Below are 18,763 nucleotides of genomic sequence, written 5' to 3'. Positions count from 1 at the left end.
GTCATTAATTCCTGAAATAGTTATTGTTTCACTCCTATAAGTCGAACTATAGGTAGAATCAAAGACTCCACCTGGAGAAACAATAGGTCCTAGTGCAAACATCCCCATTAGAGGAGTTGACAATATAATAACAAAAATAATCAGCGAAATACCACTAGAGGCAAAAATTACAATATTTTTTCTAAGTTCATGGGGAAAGGACATTTTAATCACATCAGATATAAGTAGTCTCAACAATTTTATCTGAAGAGTTAAATCTTTTTTCTCAGAAATTTACTTATGGGTGAATATCCTTCAACTATATTTAAGGAATTTTCAAGAAAGGTGATTCAGTCAGATGTCTGAGATTAAAAAAGAAATTATTAGTAAAATGGAAAAGCTAGGGGTAAAGTATTTACTATTACAATTCACTGGGGCCAGTGGGTATTTAAAAGGAGTTGAAATAAGTAAATCTGCTTTTGAAAAAGCAGATCAAGTAGGAGTAGATGGGGCTTCAATTGGATTTTTAAGAAGTAAACGATCAGATATGATTATTGTTCCTGATCCTTCTACTATTACAATTATTCCGTGGGATCCAGTTCAAGATACTGCTTGTGTTTTTTGTGATCTTAGAAGTACTGATTCTTATGAAAGAATTGCAGCTGATCCACGTGGAATACTTACTGAAATTAATCAGCAATTACTGAATGAATTTTCAGCTAATTATTTAGCAAGACCTGAAATGGAATTCTACTTTCTTTCTCCAGATTTTACACCAATTGATAATTCTACTTATATGGAGTTACCTCCCAAAGATCTGGGGTATTTTCTCCGAAAAGAAATAGTTCGTATGCTCGATCTTGTAAATATTCCTTTTAAAACATTTCATAGTGAAGTTGGGCCTGGACAACATGAGGTTGAGTTCCAATCTCTACCTGCTGTTCAAGCTGCTGATAGCGTTCAATTTTTCAAACAAATTACTAAGGTTATCACAAAAGAACAATCTGAGTGGATGGTTACTTTTATGCCCAAGCCTTTTATTAACGAGGCTGGAAATGGGATGCATATTCATCAAATGGTTCGATCTACGGATGAAAATTTGTTTAAAGGATCTAAAGATAGCTTATCAGAATTTGCTTTCCATTTCATTGCGGGTCAGTTACATTTTGTTCCAGAAATCACTGCGGTTACTAATCCAACAGTTAATTCATATCGAAGGCTAGTACCTAGAAAAGAAGCTCCTGTCTATATCACTTGGGGAGTAGCTAATCGAACTGCTTTAATTCGTGTACCTGGATATGAATCTGATAGGTTAGAATTTAGAGCAGCTGATGCAGCTTCGAATATCTATTATACATTGGCTTTATTGTTAGCCTCGGGATTAGAGGGTGTAAGGAAGAAAATGGAACCTCCAGCTGAAGCAGATTTCGACGCTGATGCCCTAAGCTTTGAAGAATTGAAAGTAAGAGGAGTTAATCTTCTTCCAAGAACATTTAATGAAGCTTTAGAACTCTTCAAAAAGAGTAAACTAGTTGAAAAAGTCATGGGTAAAGATTTACAGAAGGAATATTATGAAGCAAGATCTCTAGAGTGGCGTGAATTTATAAAGCAATATTCCTTTGATAAAAATGAAATAACCTCATGGGAACTTGATCGATATCTTGATTGTTAATTAGAATGATTAATTTAACTCTGACGTCCTTTCTTCTACTTCTTCAAGGATTTTTTCTTGATTTAGAGTTAGAGTCTGTCGATTATGCATTAAAATTTGACCATTAACGATTAAGCTGTGACAATCACTTCCATTTGCAGCATAAACTATATTACTAATAACATTATGGACTGGAATTAAATGTGGAGTATAAAAATTTAGAACTGAAATATCAGCTACATTTCCCTCTTTTATAAAAGTATTTGGTTTAAATACATTACGAAATGTCCAACAGGTATCCTCTAGAACATTTGATGCAGAATAAATAGAAGGATCCCAGCGATCAGCTGAAATTACATTTGTTGCTTCTCGCATTTCACGCCAAATATCAAGGGTATTATTTGATGCTGTTCCATCTGTACCAAGGGAAACGTAAGCACCTGCAGATCGTAATTCAGGTACTGGAGTTACACCTCCATAAGCAAGTTTTTGAGAGGATACAGGACACCAGGCAATTATAACCTTGTTTTCTCCAAGAATATGTACTTCTCGTTGTGTAATCCAAGTACAATGTGCAAGAATTGCTTTAGGTTTTTCATTAAAAAATCCAATTCGCGATAAACGTTCAATAGGGGGAATACCGTACTTATCTTCAGATTTTAAAACTTCTTCCCGAGTTTCTGAAGCGTGTATCATGATTGGAATTTCTTCCTTGATTGCGAGTTCTACGGCATGCAATATTGTTTCTTCGTCAACAGTAAAGGGACTGTGGGGAGCGATGCTTGCTGTGAGAAGGGGAGAAGTTTTTACAAGTTTTAACAACTTTTTAAAGATTTCTTCTTGAAATTCTAATCCTCCTTGATTTACATACTTACTAGGAAGTAATGCAGCCCCTAACCACCCTCTAATTCCTGATTCGTGTATTACTTTACCAATAATATTCTGATAGAAATAGTTGTCAGCTACACCCCCTGTTCCTGATTGAATCATTTCCAGACAAGCTAATTTAGTTCCTAATTCGATTAAAGATTCCGTAAGCTTATTTTCAACTCTCCAGATATCCTTCAACCATTCTAACAAAGGTTTATCATCTGAAATTCCTCGTAATAATGTCATTGGTAGATGTGTATGTGAGTTTATAGGAGGGGGGAGTGCAATCAGTTTTTTTCCCTCAATGAGGTAATCAGGGTCTGGTAATAATCGCTTTGAGGGCGAATTAGATATTTCTGAAATCATACCATTTTCTACAGCAATAGAAACTTTTTCTAAAATCGGATTTGTTGGTTCTTGAATCAGTTGAATATTTTTAAGAAGAATATCCATTAATAATCATCTTGTTTCAAAATAAACATGTTAGGAACATGTATTTATTTCTTTTAAGAATCAAGTTTTTAAATATTGATTTTGAGTTTCATCTATCTTGAAAAAATATAGTTGAAAATGAAAAATTAATGTTTTTATCGGTGATGAAAGATGGAAGAAGCTATCCAACAAATAGTATTACAGGGGAAATTAATTGATTTAAAAGAGGCTCAAGAAGAGACAAAAGTTGAAGAATGGCAAACTAATTCACTAAAAAAACAGATTGAAAAAGCAGGTTTGCGTAAGAAAGGTTTTACAATGCCATTAGATGGAGAAGATGTTACTACAAAAGAATATCCTTTAGCAAAAGCATTCTTCCCTGAAATTCAATTAAGTGGTGTAGAATTAAGAGGTGAAAGGAATTCAAAAGCATGGGGTGGTTCTTATTTCCGTATTATAAAAGATCGGATTAATGAAGATAAAAGAGTCATTCAATGGATCTATGTTTGGACAAAACAACGATTTTTCGTTTCATTTTGGGTGACAGTCCTTCCGTTATTTGTACTTGGAGTCATGGCCTTATTAATCTACAGTTTTCTTGATTTCTCTCGTGCAATAATTTCAGTTATAGCAATTGCGAGTGTATTCCTCATTGTAGGTTTTATCCAAGTAGTTCGATCTCTGAAGGGTTTATCGAAAGGAGCCTTTTATTTTAGTAATCAACATCTTTTTCTAGTCTTTGGTGGTATATTTCTTACCTTATTAGGGGAGATATATTATAGCAAGGGACTTGAATCTGCAAATGTCTTAGCAGGAGCAAGATTTTTACATCCTGATATTCCGATTGGAGAAATCGTTGAACCTATAATTCAGAGATCCTTAAAATTTACCTGGGTTGCAGCAATATTTTTCGCTTTGGCTATAATTGCATTAATTCTTTGGAAATGGGAACCTCCATCATTCACACACGCTACTCATGATATGGATTGGGCTCCATTCTTTATCTATGTTCATAAAACTTCAAAGGGTTGGGAACTAGATAAAGAGAGATATGATGCTTTTCATTACTTTGCAGAGACCATGACTATAGATGAATTGAAGAGAAAGAATGCTGTTCATAAAGGTAGTCCCATATTTGAAATTCCTAACTTTTGGCATTCTTTTAAGCCAAATACTGGGATTAATAGTTGGTTTAAAGTGATTCTAGGGTTAATTACTGTTCTTATTGGACTAACTCTTGGTTTTATAGCCTTTAGGGCTGTTGAGGGACAACTTTTAGCGTCTGAAGTGTGGAGATTCGTTATTGTCCCAATGATTCTCTTTGTTGGAGCTTATTTAACGTTTTCAAATTGGCCAACTTCAATCGTGAAGAAAAAGAAAATAGATTTCTCTGATCCCCGCTTTCATCTAACGGAAAATAGAGTCAAAATTTTCTGGAATTTAAAAGGTGAAGAACCAGCACTTAAGGTTAGATCTAAGCTTCAAGATCCATTTATGGAAGATGAATTCTTCACGACATTTAGAGATGATCTAGAGCAGATAGTGCTATACAGTTTATTACCGAAAATAGTGGAATTAGAGAGAGCTCAACAACAGGACTTTTTTGAAAGACTCTAGTGTACGTTTCCAAAATAAACACTAAAATGTTCAAAATAACTGAAGCATGTTCATAAATAATTAAAGTGAATATATCTTTTTTCTTTCTCCTCTTTTTTTTTCATTTGTTCTGATATGAAATTGTGTATTTTAAGAAAATATGTCGAATTACCTTTCAATTTTCAAATGTACATGATATAATATAATTCCATTTTTTAATTCCAAGTTTAACCCAATATTTTTCCTGAATGGCGGCTTTTATACTTTTTTCACGTAATTTAGGTGCGATTTGGTTCGGAGTCTCTCTGTTCAACTCTCATAATTCTTTTTCCTTTTTCTTTATTCAATAGTATCACTGAGAATCAAAGGCGTGGCTTCTCAACCAAACGAGAGGTAATCATAAAGGCAATAAAAGGGAGAGAAAAAAACACAATTAATGTTAATATAACCAAAAAAGGATCTGCTAAAGATCCATTTAAAATGAGCATAATGATTACGTAATACAGAGCCCACCAGAATAACAACGCAACAGGAATAATAATCATGACATATAGTGCCAAATTTGAACTAAATATCTCATCAGATGATCCTACGGTGCCTATCACAAAAAAAAGAAAATATAGGCAACAATACAAGAATCCCGTTATAAAGTACCAAATCCAGAAAAATTTACTACCAAAAATGTTATCAATAATATTTTCTTTCTTGTCGGCTTTTTTGTATCCACAGTTGGAACAAATACCACCATTTTCCATTTCTGAAGCACATTTTGGACATGAATACAAATCTTTTCACCAGAGTGTATTTTTTATATCTTCTATTCATTTATCTTCCATTTATTACAATCAAGGTTTTTATGCACTATATATAAAGTCTAGGAATAGTATCTTTAAAAACAGTAGGTATCGCATGTTATTGTTTTCAGAACGCATGTAACCTACGACAAAAATTGCAACCATTAGTAAACCAATTTTATCACTCAATTTGATATTTTTTAATTATTTTGACAAACTCGTGTTTAAAATATCAAAATCATTCTTTATATACTTATTTTAAGTATTTATGAAAAATCTCTAAATATTTTGAACAATTGACGCTGAAAATGTAAATTTCTTTATAAAGAAACTTCAATTTATTCTGGAAACCAACATCTAGTTGAGCTTTTTTCTACCTCACACTTTTTATCTCAATTGTTTATCTAAGTTCATTAAAATTCCTTAACGTATAGTGAATAAAATAATAGGTTGGATAGTGTGTTTCTCCATAAAGAACTAGAAAAGTACTTCAAAAAACGAATTCGATCTACTAGCCTATGGGAAGAAAGTGTAAAGGTTTTAGCAGGAGGTATTTCACATAATATTAGAAATCTTAATCTCCCATTAATTAATGCATTTCCTCCATTTATTAAAGAGGGTCAAGGGATAACTGTCAATGATATAGATAATAATTCATATACTGATTATTGGTGTGGCCATTATGCTCTAATACTAGGACATAAACATCCTACTGTAATTAATGCACTTCGTGAACATCTAGAGCTGGGATGGCACTTTGGAACTGTTCTTGAGAATCAAACCAGACTTGCTAGTCAAATAATTCAGGATAATCCTGGTATTGAAAAAGTCCGATTTTGCACTTCTGGGACTGAATCTACCATGTATGCTAGCCGATTAGCACGAGCTTTTACGAAAAAAAGGTTAATTATCAAAGCACGGATGGGATGGCATGGAGCTAATGATACATTATGCTATGATGTTCGTTACCCCTTCACTGGACAAGATAGTGTTGGTTTACTTTCTTTAGAAGAAGCAGGAGTGTTGACGTTTGATATTCAAGATAATATGGAAACTATTGACCTCCTGATCAAAAAATATCCAAATGATATAGCAGCGATAATCATTGAACCTGTTCTAGGCGGTGGTGGAGGTTTTCCAGTTGATATTGATCTTTTAAAATTTTTAAAAGAAGTTACGATAAAAAATAATAGTCTTTTAATATTTGATGAGGTAATAACTGGCTATAGATTTAGATATGGATTATATCAAAACCTAATTGATGTTATCCCTGATTTAACTTGTATGGGAAAGATTGTTGGAGGAGGTTTGCCATGTGGAATCATTGGTGGAAGAGACGATGTTATTGAAATGGCAAATCCACAAAATCCAAATCGTGTATGGATCGGAGGAGGTACTTTCTCCGCAAATCCGTTGGCAATGGTTGCAGGATTAAAGACTTTAGAAGAGGTAAGGAAGCAGAAATTTGAGTACTCACGAATTAACAAGTTAGGAACTTCTCTTAAGGATAGATTGAACTCCTTCTTCCAAGAGAATAATTTAAAATTTTATGCTACTGGATTTAACTCATTAATAACTATCCATAGCTTGAATCGGCCTCTCTCTGATCCTCTCCCACTAGATTTAGTGAACGAGGCAAATAAAAAACGTGAAGCTTTACTTAATCTTGCACTATTGAATCGTGGGATAATGGGAATGCATGGTATCGGTTCCTTGTCACTACTTCATCAAGATATTCATATTGACTATTTAATGGATGTAATTGAAGAGATTTCCCCCATTATTTCATCGTTTGAGTTTTAAAAAGAAGGAAAGGTAGATTATAATACCTCTAATCGATTCATAATTAGGGAAATTAATTCTCCTCGGGTTAATAACCCAATTTCAGTCTTTTCAGCTAATCTTTGTGCGGAGTAAGAAAAACCCATTGAGGAAACAATAATTATTTTATTTAACATGGGTTGACACGTTTGTAAAAGTTCCTCCGCCTTATGAATTTGTCCAACCCCAACAACTCGTTTCCAATCACGAATTATTATGCCAGTATATTCAGATTGTGATCCTTTATGTTTAATTATACATGACAATCTGGAATCAGCAAGTTTGTGTTTGAAAACCTGCATAGGGTGTAAACAAACCATTCCAAGTGACTCAAATACCTTAATAACTAAGTCTTGTAATTTCATCGAATGTAATTCTGCATCCATTTTTATACCTACGATAATTTTCTGAATTTTCGTGATTGTGTATATGTCTGTCCGTTTGTTTTTATTCTCTCATAACATTTAAATAATCTTGCAATGTTCGTGGTGCAATATTTCTATTATCTAAAACGACTTTATTCATATTTCAATAAAAAAAACCGACTTAAATTAAAAATTTAGAAAAAAATTGTTTATCCAACCCTGAATAATTTCTTTTAACTGTACGAAGGAGTTGAGAACAAATATGTCACTTTACCTTTAAGAGGTATCAAAAAATCTCGTAGGAGGAAATTTTATACTTTGAAGTATTTTTGACTTTTAAAGGCAATAAAAAGTGAAACTTATGGATTTGAATATCAGGGCACCAGGTCGTGTTGTTTTATTTGGTGAACATCAAGACTACCTTGGGTTGCCCGTTATACCAGCAGCAATCGATCTTTATATGACGGTTTACGGAAAGAAGCATGAAAATCCCTATTATAAAATTGATCTTCCTGATTTGAAGAAAAAAGAGCAATTTAGTTCCATTAACATTCAATATCTGGGAGATCGTGACCGTGATTATCTACGTGCAGGGGTTAAAGTACTCCAAGAAGAAAATGTTGTACCTCAAAATAAAGGGGTAGTAGCTACTATAACTAGTGAAATACCTATCCAAGCTGGATTATCTTCTTCCTCTGCATTAAATGTAGTTTGGATTCAGTTTTTAGCGAGACTTTTTGGGGCTGAATTAGATCCACTATCTCTCACGAAGCTTGCTCATAAAGCTGAAGTTCTGGAATTTCAAGAACCAGGTGGTATGCAGGATCACATGGTAATTTCCCATGGTTACTTGAATTATGAAGAGTTTGATCCTATTAAGTGTACACGTTTACGTGAAAATTTACCTGGGATAGTAATTGGGAATTCTAAAGATAAAAAGGATACTCTAAATACTTTAAGAACAATTAAAGAGGCAGTTAATACTGGACTAACGTATTTAGGAAAATCAAATGTAAAACAACTTAAGGAAGGAGATATTACTGAATTAAATAATTCATATTCCTCTTTGGATAGCTTCTCAATTAATGCACTAAAAGCTGCTTTTACTAATTATAATATTACTCAATTTGCCTATAATGAGTTTTTAAAAGTTGACATTGATCAGTTAAAAATTGGGGATTTACTTTCAAAACACCATGAAAGTTTACGAGATTTTCTTGATGTCAGTACACCAAAAATTGAGAAATTAATTCGAGCAGCCACAGACGCTGGGGCACTAGGTTGTAAAATTACTGGTTCAGGCAATGGGGGATGTATGATTGCATACTGCCCTGGAAACGAGATAGAAGTAAAGAAAGCAATTGAACTGAATGGGGGAGAAGCGCATATTGCTCATGTGGTTCCTGGTGTAGGAAGGAATAAAATTGTTGGTTAATCAAATATAATACAGTCTAGAAATTAAAATCATAAGAGTAATAGATCTCTTATCAAATAAATCATTATTGATAGTATTATCAGGAGGATTAGATAGCACTGACGTTGATTATCTTACTGAACTTAGTGACACTAGAATTAAGTCCTCAACGTCTATAGTTTTGACTTTGAAATAATATTTTTTTAATAAGTAAATAAACATCTTTGTATAATGAAGGAGGAGTATAAATATTGGATTTTTAAGGAAATTAATTTATTTGAGAAAGATTTCTTCTTTTTTAATTACCTGATTCATTATCTTTAATTTTTTGAATGCCTTTAAAATATTGGGATTTTGTTATTAGCTATTCTTTCTGGGGATTTAAATGACCTTTGAAGAACAGAAATTTCCTTATAAATGGTTTAATGCAATAATTAATACATTAAATAAAGAAAAAAATGATTCACATCTATTATCCTTTGAGATAGCCAGTCAAATCGGATCGTGTGTTTCTGATGCTAGTGAATCAACAAGGATGCTATACTATCTATTGCATTTTGGGAAATTAGATAAAGATCAACATGGAAAATGGTACTTAATCTCTGATTCCCCAAATAATTTTCCAGAAATTGATTTTCGGATTAAATATCTCCAAAATCTTGTTGAAATCTTGAAAATCATCCAGAATGCTGATCACCCGATACATATTGATGAATTAACCGAAATCGTGAATTTTGGGTCAGATTACGTTTTACAGGCTCTAGAATTTTATGCTTCAATATCTCAAAAGGGGAAAATATATTCAGAAGGGAAAGGTTATCAAAGATCTTGGAGAATAATAGACTGGCCTTCAAAGTAATTGAATATTTTTCCCATCAAACGTAACCATCCCACGGATAGATAACATTTTTAGGACTGGAATGATTTCTTCTTCACTCCGATTTAACATCATACAAATTCTATCTGTTGTTGTTGAAGGATTGAATTTCAAAATTGTAATTATTGCTTCTACAGCATCTGGGGATTCAGTTGATTTCATTGCTCCAAGTCGATGAGTAGAATCTGAGCCAATTAAATGAGCAAAGATTACTTTGAATATAGTGATTCGATCAAGGCATTCTTCAAAAATATAGGACATTGCTTGAGATCTTGAAATAGTATGACGATCTACAGTCAAATCTCCTGCACTAGCATAATCTAATAATTTTTTAGTAGCAAGTAAAGCTTGGTTACTATGAAAATCGATATAATAAAGACCACCATACTCAGTAAGTGACTCTGCTAGATCAAGCGATTTCGTTGCAGTTCTTTGTATAGAAAGTTCCTCATCTCTTAAGATGAAAGCGTATCGGATATTACCTTTCACTAATTTCTTTAATCGTCTTAAACTTTGAAATACAGTTGAACCATGTTCTGAGTTATTAATTTCGATTCCTACAGAGGTAGGCCCACGAGCAGTTTGATAAGTGAAAACTAGATCAAGGCCTTTGGTATCAGCGTCAATTAAATTCCTATCAACACGAACATTCAATATCGTTAATCCATAAATAGGTATATTCTTCTCTATTGCAGCATTCAATAATTCATATAGCACTCCCTTTGTAAAATCCCGACGCACAGGATGAGGATATTCATATATCTCAGTTTCAAATTCCCTTGCATAATTTCCCCATTTTCTTTCTAAAAAACTAATGATTTGTGATGGTGGAGAAGCTGGAGTTTTTGTGGTAGGGACTAATTCATTTAATGTTTTTATAGCAGCTTCTGATGAAGTTTGAGGGGTAATTGGAGGGGGAGAAGGGACAATCTCCTCCTCTAAGAATAGGTCAGCTAATTGTTCCTTTTCCTCAGTAGATAAAGCTAAAAAGCCTTGTCTACTTGTCTGACTTAGTTCAGATTCTTGTACTACCTTATCAGGAGTCATAGGTGGTACTCCAGCAATCGCATGAATTTGAATTTCTGTTTCAATATCTTTATCAGTCAAAACACGGATTAATCCTTGATCCTTAAATTCATTGAGTCTATCACGTAAATTACGAAGGAAAAGTCTCGGATTTCCCTCTGTATTTTGTTTAGCTATGTTAATATATTCCTCTGAAAACGGATATGTCGGAAAAGGAGGAGAAATTCCTGAATCTTTGAATAATGTATCAAATCGAGCTTTTGCTAAAAGCATAGCAGTATCAGTTGATAAGGGTTCCAAAGTAGTGATATAATCAATTCTTTGGCGAGAATATTCAGGAACCTCATTTACAATAGATTCATTCCATACAATAGACTGTACCATTGCAAGTACTAGGATATGTTTACACTGGTTATAGAGATTTGTAAGAGAATCAAATAATAATTGAATTCCATTATCTCTTTTGAAACGAATATAAATGGATTCTAGCTGATCGAAGCTTAATAAAATTGGTTTTTTTGCGAGAGCTGTGATTGTATGAATAATTGATAAAGCTCTACTCTCGGTACTGATAGATTCTGGGACATCTAACCTTTCTAAATCTGATTCAGAAATTTCTATGCCAGATAGCCATTTAAACGCTGTTGGTCTTACAGTGGGATTTAATGTATGAAAAAGAACTTCTAGAAACTGAATGTCTATATCAGGAGCAGTTGTTGCCAAATAATTAATTGCCATCTTTCTAAGATTTGTTGCATAGAATTTTTCTGGTTTAAATGAAAAAATCTTAAGAGGATCATTTTCGAACGAAGCGGCAAGGCTACTGGCGACAGGATTATCAGGGAGCCCGTCACTAAGTGCACGAGAAATTACCTCTCCTATGAACTTTTCAAGAGGACTAAATTCCTCTCCTTCCCCTTTCTTTCTCAAGCTTATCATGATTTCTTGCAGAATATGACCATAAATTCTTTGTAAATCACCTAGTGGCCTGACTGAGATAAATAGATAATTTTGTTCCTCAGCGATCCGTCGGAGTCGTGCGAGAATATGAGTTTTACCTACACCGGCATCTCCCAAGATCATACACATTCCTGATCGTCCTGTTGAGCGGACTTCATCAAGAGTCTCCAGTACGACCCGAGTCGCTTTTCGGTTTATTTCGGGGACGTCTATTACTTCAGATTGCCATGGATCCCCTACACTTGTGCTTCGGAATGGATTGACTTTTCCAAGAATAATTGCATCATATATTTCAGGCATTAAGTCATGCTTCCGTGACTGCTTGTTTGCCTTATAACTTCCCTAACTGGTTTTGAAGGATGGCACTGCTAGCTTAATTGAATTGAAGATTTTTGTCGGTTTTTTTAACTCTTTATACCTTCTACTTAATAATGGGTTTATAAGGATTTTATTAAACCAGAAACTTTCACCTTCTTAAATCCTTATGTTATGAGTGACATAAGGAAAGAGAAGAAAAAGATGAAATGATTATTGAGTTAAATCATCTATCGTTTTAAGATATTTTTTCACTTCTTCAAGCGTCCTATCTCCCATATGGGCAATTCGGAAGTTGGATTCTTTGAACTTTCCATATCCTTCAGAAAAGAAATAGCCTTTTTTCATTAGATCAGCTTTTAATTTAGAAACGTGAATTCCTTTTGATTCAATACATGTTACTGTATTACTAGCAACGTGTTCATCAGCAAATAGGCTTAACCCTTTATTTTTGGCCCAGTTTCGTGTGTAGTCCGCCATTATTGTATGTCTTGCCCAGCGATTTTCTATTCCTTCTTCATCGATGATTTTATGAAGCTGATATTGTAGTTGATAATAAATGGGGATTACAGGGGTAGCAGGTTGCATCCCATTCTTATCATGATATTTCTTAAGGTCTATGAAGTCAAAATACAATCCTCTATTTGGAATAGTCACTGCTTTTTCTAAAGCTTGTTTTGACACAGAACCTACAGCCAGTCCTGGAGAAAGGGCCATACATTTTTGTAATCCAAAAAGGAAAACATCAATTTCCCAATCATCGATTCGGGCTTCAATACCTCCAGCACCTGAAACCGAATCAACAAGGAGAAGACAATTATGGTCTTTAACGGTTTTATAGATATCTTTTAAGGGAGTCATTACTCCAGTAGAAGTCTCATTGTGTGTTATACATACAGCATCATATTCCTTTTGGTCCAATGCCTCATTGAGAGTTTTACGATCCACCGCTTTTCCCCAAGGAATTTCTAGCATATCTGCTTCTTTTCCATTAGCTTTAGCAATATCGTACCATCTTTCTGCAAATGCTCCATTTATAACATTTAAAACGCCTTTCTCGCCCACACAATTTCGGATTGCTGCTTCCATATATCCTGTTGAAGACGATGTTGACATTATAATGTCATTTTGGGTAAAAAGTAGTTTCTGTAAATAGGAGGTTATATCCTTGTGAAGATTACCCATTTCGGGGCTCCGATGAGCAATAATCGGTAATATCATTTTTTCTCTACAATCTTTGGATACATTCACTGGTCCTGGAATGAATAAATCAAGGAATTTTATATTTTCAATCATAGGGCTCTCTTCCTGTTTCAATGTTTGATTTGAGAGTGAATACATACAATATTATACCGTGCAAAAATATTTGGGTAAACCTTTAGGGTAAATCATACCTAATATAAATTGAGTTTTGACACTTATGCAACTAGAGAACCTGATCTATATTGAATGGATTGCTCATCTTCTTCTTAAAAATAAAATTAAGACTGGTCCAAAGATTAAAATATTAGATAAATCGTCATATACTTTTTCTGACAAGTTGTTGCTTGATTCTGACACAAATTTTCTCATAATGCAAGGATCATTTGACCCCCCAACAATGGCTCATTTAGAACTTATAAAAAAGGTTCTCGACATGAACGATGTATTAAAAGGGAAGAAAGGTTATCATATTCTTATCCTACTTTCTCTAGCACATGTGGAGAAAAAACTTGATGTCACAAAGAGTTGTTTATTTGGGTATCGCTTTGAAATGTTAGATTTACTTTTTTCTAAAAAAAATATGCCATATAATATATCTTTTGGACTTTCTAATGAGGCACGATATGTTGATCTAATAGACGCATTTCCAAAAACACTATTAGGTTCTATTGAGTTTATAGTTGGAACAGATGTATTTCAAAAGATATTAGATCAATCCTTTTATTCAACTCCCTTAGAAGATCTTTATGAAAAGATTTTTGCGGTAAACTATTATGTAGTTGGTCGCAATAATTTGGTTAAACCTGATCAATTTAATAATTGGCTCTCTTCAATTATTGGTAATAACTTAATGGTTCAAAATCATATAAGATTTATTGAAGTACCTCATAAATTTCAAAAAATTAGTTCAACTGCAATAAGAACTAAAATTAAGAATGGAGAAGTCCCAAGAAATGCTGAATTATCCCCTAAGGTAAGAAAGTATATCTTATCTAATTTTTTGTATTCTAGTAATTTAAATTGGATAACTTTCCAAACTATTATTTATGAATCAATTAATATTATAATTAAGGATAATGGAGCAATTGATGAAGCAAAATCATTTATTTCTCAGATATTGGGAAATAAAGCAACTATCCAAGAAATTCAACAGCAAAATAATTCTAAATTACAAGAGGAGTTTATAATTAAAAGATGGAAGGAATTCAAAAGATAAATTACTATTTAGACTTAATTACTGAGCTGAAGCTTTCTTCCAAAGATTTTCCAGTATCTATAGGAAATTCTTATCAGCTTTTACAGCTTTTCTCAGATGAATTTGTTATTCCTCAAATTACTAGAACAAAAATGACTCTTGCGATTGTTGAAACAACTACATGTGGCCTCATAGGTGATTTACTTACGATAAGAAGTGGGGCTTCTGAATATTTTATAATGAGTATAATTCCTTATCATAATAGGATAAAAGAAAAAATTGGAGTGTCTAAGGATTTTTTATCAAGTGTTGGGCCAGGAACTGTATCGAAAGAGACAGCAAGAGAGCTTTCAAATAAAATAATCGAATTTTCGGGTGCAAAATTGGGTATAGCAGAAACAGGACTATTATCATCAACAGAATTAGAAAGACGTAAAACTAAAAAACGAGCTGGGGAAGTTTACGTTTCTATTACCTTAAATGGATATTCAAAAGAAGAATATTTACGTATTCAACCAGATCTCCCAAGAAATTATATGAGACATGAAATTGCTTTTCGTATACTCCAAAAAGTACAGGAATTTCTTGTAAAAATCTGATAAAGGAATTTGACAATGATTTGGAAAATACAATATTCCTGTAAAATAAGATTTAAAATATTTATACATTGTTATATTTATGTGGTCATATGCCTAAGGTTATCTTCAACGTTACTTTAAAAGACATTTTAGCCTTTTTTTTGATCCTTTTGATAATTCCTTTTCCTAGTACATTTTCTCTAAATGAAAATACCAAAGATCAACAAATTGATCTAACAAATTTATCCCAGATAAAAAATGAAATTGAAAGTTCAATTTTAAAAACAAATTATTTGTTTCATGTTGATACCAATTCCTTCCAGATTTTTAAAAACATATTTCAGGAAATTAATCCTTCTGTTCTTCATTTTTATGAAAATCTTAAAGGATTTGGCTTCGTTTCGTTAACAACAGAAGAATTTCGTGAATTAAATGATAAATATCCAAAACTCCAGTCTAGATTAATAAAATCAGAATTAGCGCAAGTTTTTCCATCCGATGATGATTTATTAGTTCAATCTATCTATCAACAAGATTCTTATCAACTTCCCGTTGATCTAATAAATGCTCGTGATCTTTGGAATGAAGGATATGAAGGAAACTCAATAAAAATAGCAATAATCGATTCAGGTATCGATAACACACATCCTGACTTTTCTGATCGAATAGTTTATGAAGAGTCTTTCGTAACGATAGAGAATGGTTTTTCAAATAATGAAACAACTTTTGATGAACATGGGCACGGTACTCATGTTGCAGGAATTGCAGCTGGAGGAGGGTCTCAATTTCCAGGAGTAGCTCCTAAATCAGAATTATATAACTTGAAAGTAGCAGATATGACGGGACATGCCACAGAAAAAGCCTTTATTGAAGCTATTGACAAAGCTATTAGCTTAAATGTGGATATTATTTCTGTATCTTTGGGGTTTTCAATTTCTTCACCGTGGAAGGAAGAAGATCTTCTTAGTCAAGCAGTAAACGAAGCTGTAGAGTCAGGGATAATAGTTATTGTTGCAGCTGGTAATGAAGGCTCTGAGTCACCAAAAGCTACTATTAATTCCCCTGCTTCGGCTAAATATGTCGTAACAGTAGGTGCAAGTAATGGCAGTAATAGTATCGCCTCTTTTTCAAGTAGAGGACCATCTTTTAATTTTATAATGGATCCTGACATTATTGCTCCTGGTGTAGGAATCTATGCTCCTTTAGCTGACGGCAGTGTGATAAAATTAGGATATAATAGTATTAGAGGAGTAAATTTGGACAAATATATTCCATTAACTGGTACTAGCATGGCTTCACCTGTCGTAGCTGGAGCTGCAGCTCTTTTACTTCAAAAGTTTCCTGATTTAAAACCAGAATCCTTTCGAGCAGCAATTCAAGAAACCGCTATTTTATTAGATAATGTTAGTAAATTTAGCCAAGGTAATGGTTTGTTAGATGTTAAAGCTGCAGCAAATTTATTAGATTTAAGAAAAATATCAAATGGTTATAACATTATATCTTCTGAACCTAAAGGACAAGTAGAATTTGCTGAAACTGCTACTTTTCCTGGTGATACAACTTATTTAACGATTCCATTTGTAACAGGAATGACGGGGACTGTGACATGGGCGATTGATAATGAAATAAAAGATATAATTGAATTTGATACTAACCCAGTTGTATTAACAGAGGCATCTTACTTTGAAAAAATTTTGAGGATAAAGGTGCCTCTAAATTTTCCTGCAGCTACATATTCAGGTAATATTACGTATATTTTTCAAGGAATTGAAAAAAGAATCCCAATTAGTGTTAGTGTAACTTCCCCTCGTACTAAATTATATTTAAATTCCCATTATACAGGGATAGAAGATTCAAGATTTTACAATTATCATGATCTTGATTCTCTACTTACCTCAGAATTATTTTTTGATATTAATGAATATTCTGGGTCTATTGATTGGGGAAATTTAAGTATTAATGATATTCTTGTTCTTTCCGATCTGGAATTCCCCTTTAGCTCTATAGAAATCAACTTTATAAAGCGTTTTCATGATCTGAATGGATCAATCCTACTTGTCTCATCAGCCTATCCCTTCTTTAATCCCATTCCCTATGATCAAATTGCAAAAGCCTTAGAAATACCTGTAAATTATTTAGATCAATATAATATTATTAATTACACTGATGATGGGAGAGAAATCTCGCCTATCCTTCGACCATCTCCAATATTAACATATGAAACTACTAATGAGTTTTTAGATGGTGTTTTCAATATTCAACTTAATTTTGGGTCTGCGATTTATGGAAATCTTAGTGATTCAAGATTATCAAACTCAGTACTTATTGAAGGGACCTCTTACTTAGCTGCAACAGGATTTAATCCTCTTAGTAAAGGAAAAGTTGTTCTTTTAAGCTCAGAACTATGGCTCTATTCTTCATCACTTAAAAACAATGATGGCCAAGCTTTTATTAAAAATATCTTTGAGTGGTTGAAACCTAATGATCAAATAACAGTCAATATTAACTATCTTCAAGATAATAGGACAATAGAAGTAGTTCTGTATCCATCATCGAAGCTCCCAACTACATTAGAAGTGTTTTTTACAAATGGGACCCAAAAATCTATTTCTTTGATGAATGATTCTATTTATGATTATGCAAGATTTTCTTTAGCTCCCGAAGCTCAAAATGAGATTATAATACAAGTTTTAAACGGTTCAAATTTATTGAAAGAATTTTCAGTCATAGACACTTTTCCTGAAGATTTCCCAAAAATATATGAAATCACCTTCAGCTCTCCAACCCCTGCTATTCTTCCTAGTTGGGCTGAGGATTATCCATCAGTAAAATTCTCTTTGAGCAATTTAGAGGTACTTATTAATCATACATCCTCCCCGTTAATAGAAGCTCGATTGTTGATTACAAACCAACCTGAAATTTCTTTAGATTTTATCGCTCCTCCAATAGACACACTCGATATAATTTCTAAGGAGCTAATATTTAATAAAAGTGATAGTAATGATTCTCAAGGTATTATTTGGATGTTTCCATCTGATCTACCAACAAGCTTTTATTCCTATGAAGTACAAATTTGGTTTGAATTAGAAAATATAACAATATTAATAACCTATGAACGAGATTACTTTTTCAAACCTGATTCTGAACCTATTTTCGGGATGCAAAGTACAATTCATGGTCGAAGTCTTGAAGAATATCAAAAGATAGAAACAACTAAAGATATTTATCCATGGAATGGAGGAGAAACAGTCACTTTTAATTTAATTCCTCAAGATACGAATTCAGAGCGTTTTACAGTTTATGTGCAGCTGATACACTATTATTTATGGTTCGCTGAGAGAACTGTACTACAAACCTTTGAGATTCCGTTTATAGCTGAAGAGAATCGTAATATCGGTACTTTTATTGTTCCAGAGGACACTATTCCAGTGCCTAATTCTGAATATGAAATTGAGATTAGTAACCAACTTTTCATTCTCTTGCTCTTCTTAAGAGATTTACAAGGAAATATTGCTATTGAAGTTATTTTCTGTATTTTTGACCAAGGATTTATTCTAGATCCCAGTTTATTAATTATTGGGATGCTCTTTGGTATTATTGCAGTAGCTGGTCTTGTTATATTCTTTAGAAATCGCTCTAGAGGTAGAAAAGCATATTATTCTTCTAGATATACTTCCTCTGATTATT

The 18,763-nt window shown here is 33.1% G+C and carries 14 protein-coding genes; 8 read left to right on the top strand and 6 right to left on the bottom strand.

The annotated features are described in order from the left end of the window. Positions 1-204, bottom strand: a 204-nt coding sequence (locus tag ACWVCY_RS07170; RefSeq protein WP_455141556.1) for a hypothetical protein, incomplete at its 3' end; no start/stop codon positions are given. Positions 205-337: 133 nt separating this feature from the next. Between ACWVCY_RS07170 and ACWVCY_RS07165 the strand changes: the two genes are divergently transcribed. After that, positions 338-1,651 (top strand): glutamine synthetase family protein, encoded by a 1,314-nt coding sequence (locus ACWVCY_RS07165; RefSeq protein WP_455141554.1) that lies wholly within the window; start codon positions 338-340, stop codon positions 1,649-1,651. Positions 1,652-1,660: 9 nt separating this feature from the next. On the opposite strand, the gene ACWVCY_RS07160 is transcribed toward ACWVCY_RS07165, so the two are convergent. Continuing rightward, a complete protein-coding gene (locus ACWVCY_RS07160) occupies positions 1,661-2,953 on the bottom strand; it encodes an amidohydrolase (RefSeq protein ID WP_455141552.1) in 1,293 nt (430 codons plus the stop codon). Positions 2,954-3,103: 150 nt separating this feature from the next. Between ACWVCY_RS07160 and ACWVCY_RS07155 the strand changes: the two genes are divergently transcribed. Next, positions 3,104-4,549, top strand: coding sequence for a hypothetical protein (locus ACWVCY_RS07155; protein WP_455141550.1), 1,446 nt, complete (start codon positions 3,104-3,106; stop codon positions 4,547-4,549). Positions 4,550-4,890: 341 nt separating this feature from the next. Here ACWVCY_RS07155 and ACWVCY_RS07150 read toward each other — a convergent pair whose 3' ends face one another. After that, positions 4,891-5,313 (bottom strand): hypothetical protein, encoded by a 423-nt coding sequence (locus ACWVCY_RS07150; RefSeq protein ID WP_455141548.1) that lies wholly within the window; start codon positions 5,311-5,313, stop codon positions 4,891-4,893. 468 nt (positions 5,314-5,781) lie between these two features. Between ACWVCY_RS07150 and ACWVCY_RS07145 the strand changes: the two genes are divergently transcribed. Next, positions 5,782-7,125, top strand: coding sequence for an aspartate aminotransferase family protein (locus ACWVCY_RS07145; RefSeq protein WP_455141545.1), 1,344 nt, complete (start codon positions 5,782-5,784; stop codon positions 7,123-7,125). A 17-nt stretch (positions 7,126-7,142) separates the two neighbouring features. Here ACWVCY_RS07145 and ACWVCY_RS07140 read toward each other — a convergent pair whose 3' ends face one another. After that, complete coding sequence (locus ACWVCY_RS07140; protein WP_455141543.1) at positions 7,143-7,529, bottom strand: restriction endonuclease; 387 nt, start codon at positions 7,527-7,529, stop codon at positions 7,143-7,145. Positions 7,530-7,869: 340 nt separating this feature from the next. Here ACWVCY_RS07140 and ACWVCY_RS07135 point away from each other — a divergent pair, with 340 nt between their 5' ends. Next, positions 7,870-8,943 (top strand): mevalonate kinase family protein, encoded by a 1,074-nt coding sequence (locus ACWVCY_RS07135; RefSeq protein ID WP_455141541.1) that lies wholly within the window; start codon positions 7,870-7,872, stop codon positions 8,941-8,943. A 364-nt stretch (positions 8,944-9,307) separates the two neighbouring features. After that, a complete protein-coding gene (locus ACWVCY_RS07130) occupies positions 9,308-9,781 on the top strand; it encodes a hypothetical protein (RefSeq protein ID WP_455141539.1) in 474 nt (157 codons plus the stop codon). Here ACWVCY_RS07130 and ACWVCY_RS07125 read toward each other — a convergent pair. Then, complete coding sequence (locus ACWVCY_RS07125) at positions 9,773-12,085, bottom strand: hypothetical protein (RefSeq protein ID WP_455141535.1); 2,313 nt, start codon at positions 12,083-12,085, stop codon at positions 9,773-9,775. The two genes, ACWVCY_RS07130 and ACWVCY_RS07125, sit on opposite strands and share 9 nt — an antisense overlap. A 228-nt stretch (positions 12,086-12,313) precedes the next feature. Beyond that, positions 12,314-13,396: a pyridoxal-phosphate-dependent aminotransferase family protein gene (locus tag ACWVCY_RS07120; RefSeq protein ID WP_455141533.1), complete on the bottom strand. Its 1,083-nt coding sequence runs from the start codon at positions 13,394-13,396 to the stop codon at positions 12,314-12,316. 124 nt (positions 13,397-13,520) lie between these two features. Between ACWVCY_RS07120 and ACWVCY_RS07115 the strand changes: the two genes are divergently transcribed. From ACWVCY_RS07115 to ACWVCY_RS07105, 3 genes are all read left to right on the top strand, one after another. Further along, positions 13,521-14,519, top strand: coding sequence for a hypothetical protein (locus ACWVCY_RS07115; protein ID WP_455141531.1), 999 nt, complete (start codon positions 13,521-13,523; stop codon positions 14,517-14,519). Further along, positions 14,498-15,097, top strand: a complete 600-nt coding sequence (locus ACWVCY_RS07110) for a CinA family protein (protein WP_455141530.1) — start codon at positions 14,498-14,500, stop codon at positions 15,095-15,097. The genes ACWVCY_RS07115 and ACWVCY_RS07110 overlap by 22 nt, the downstream gene beginning before the upstream one ends. A gap of 89 nt (positions 15,098-15,186) precedes the next feature. Further along, positions 15,187-18,763, top strand: a 3,577-nt coding sequence (locus tag ACWVCY_RS07105; RefSeq protein WP_455141528.1) for a S8 family peptidase, incomplete at its 3' end; no start/stop codon positions are given.

This window comes from Candidatus Hodarchaeum mangrovi, assembly GCF_975850365.1.
This window is presented reverse-complemented; position numbering and strand designations above follow the sequence as displayed.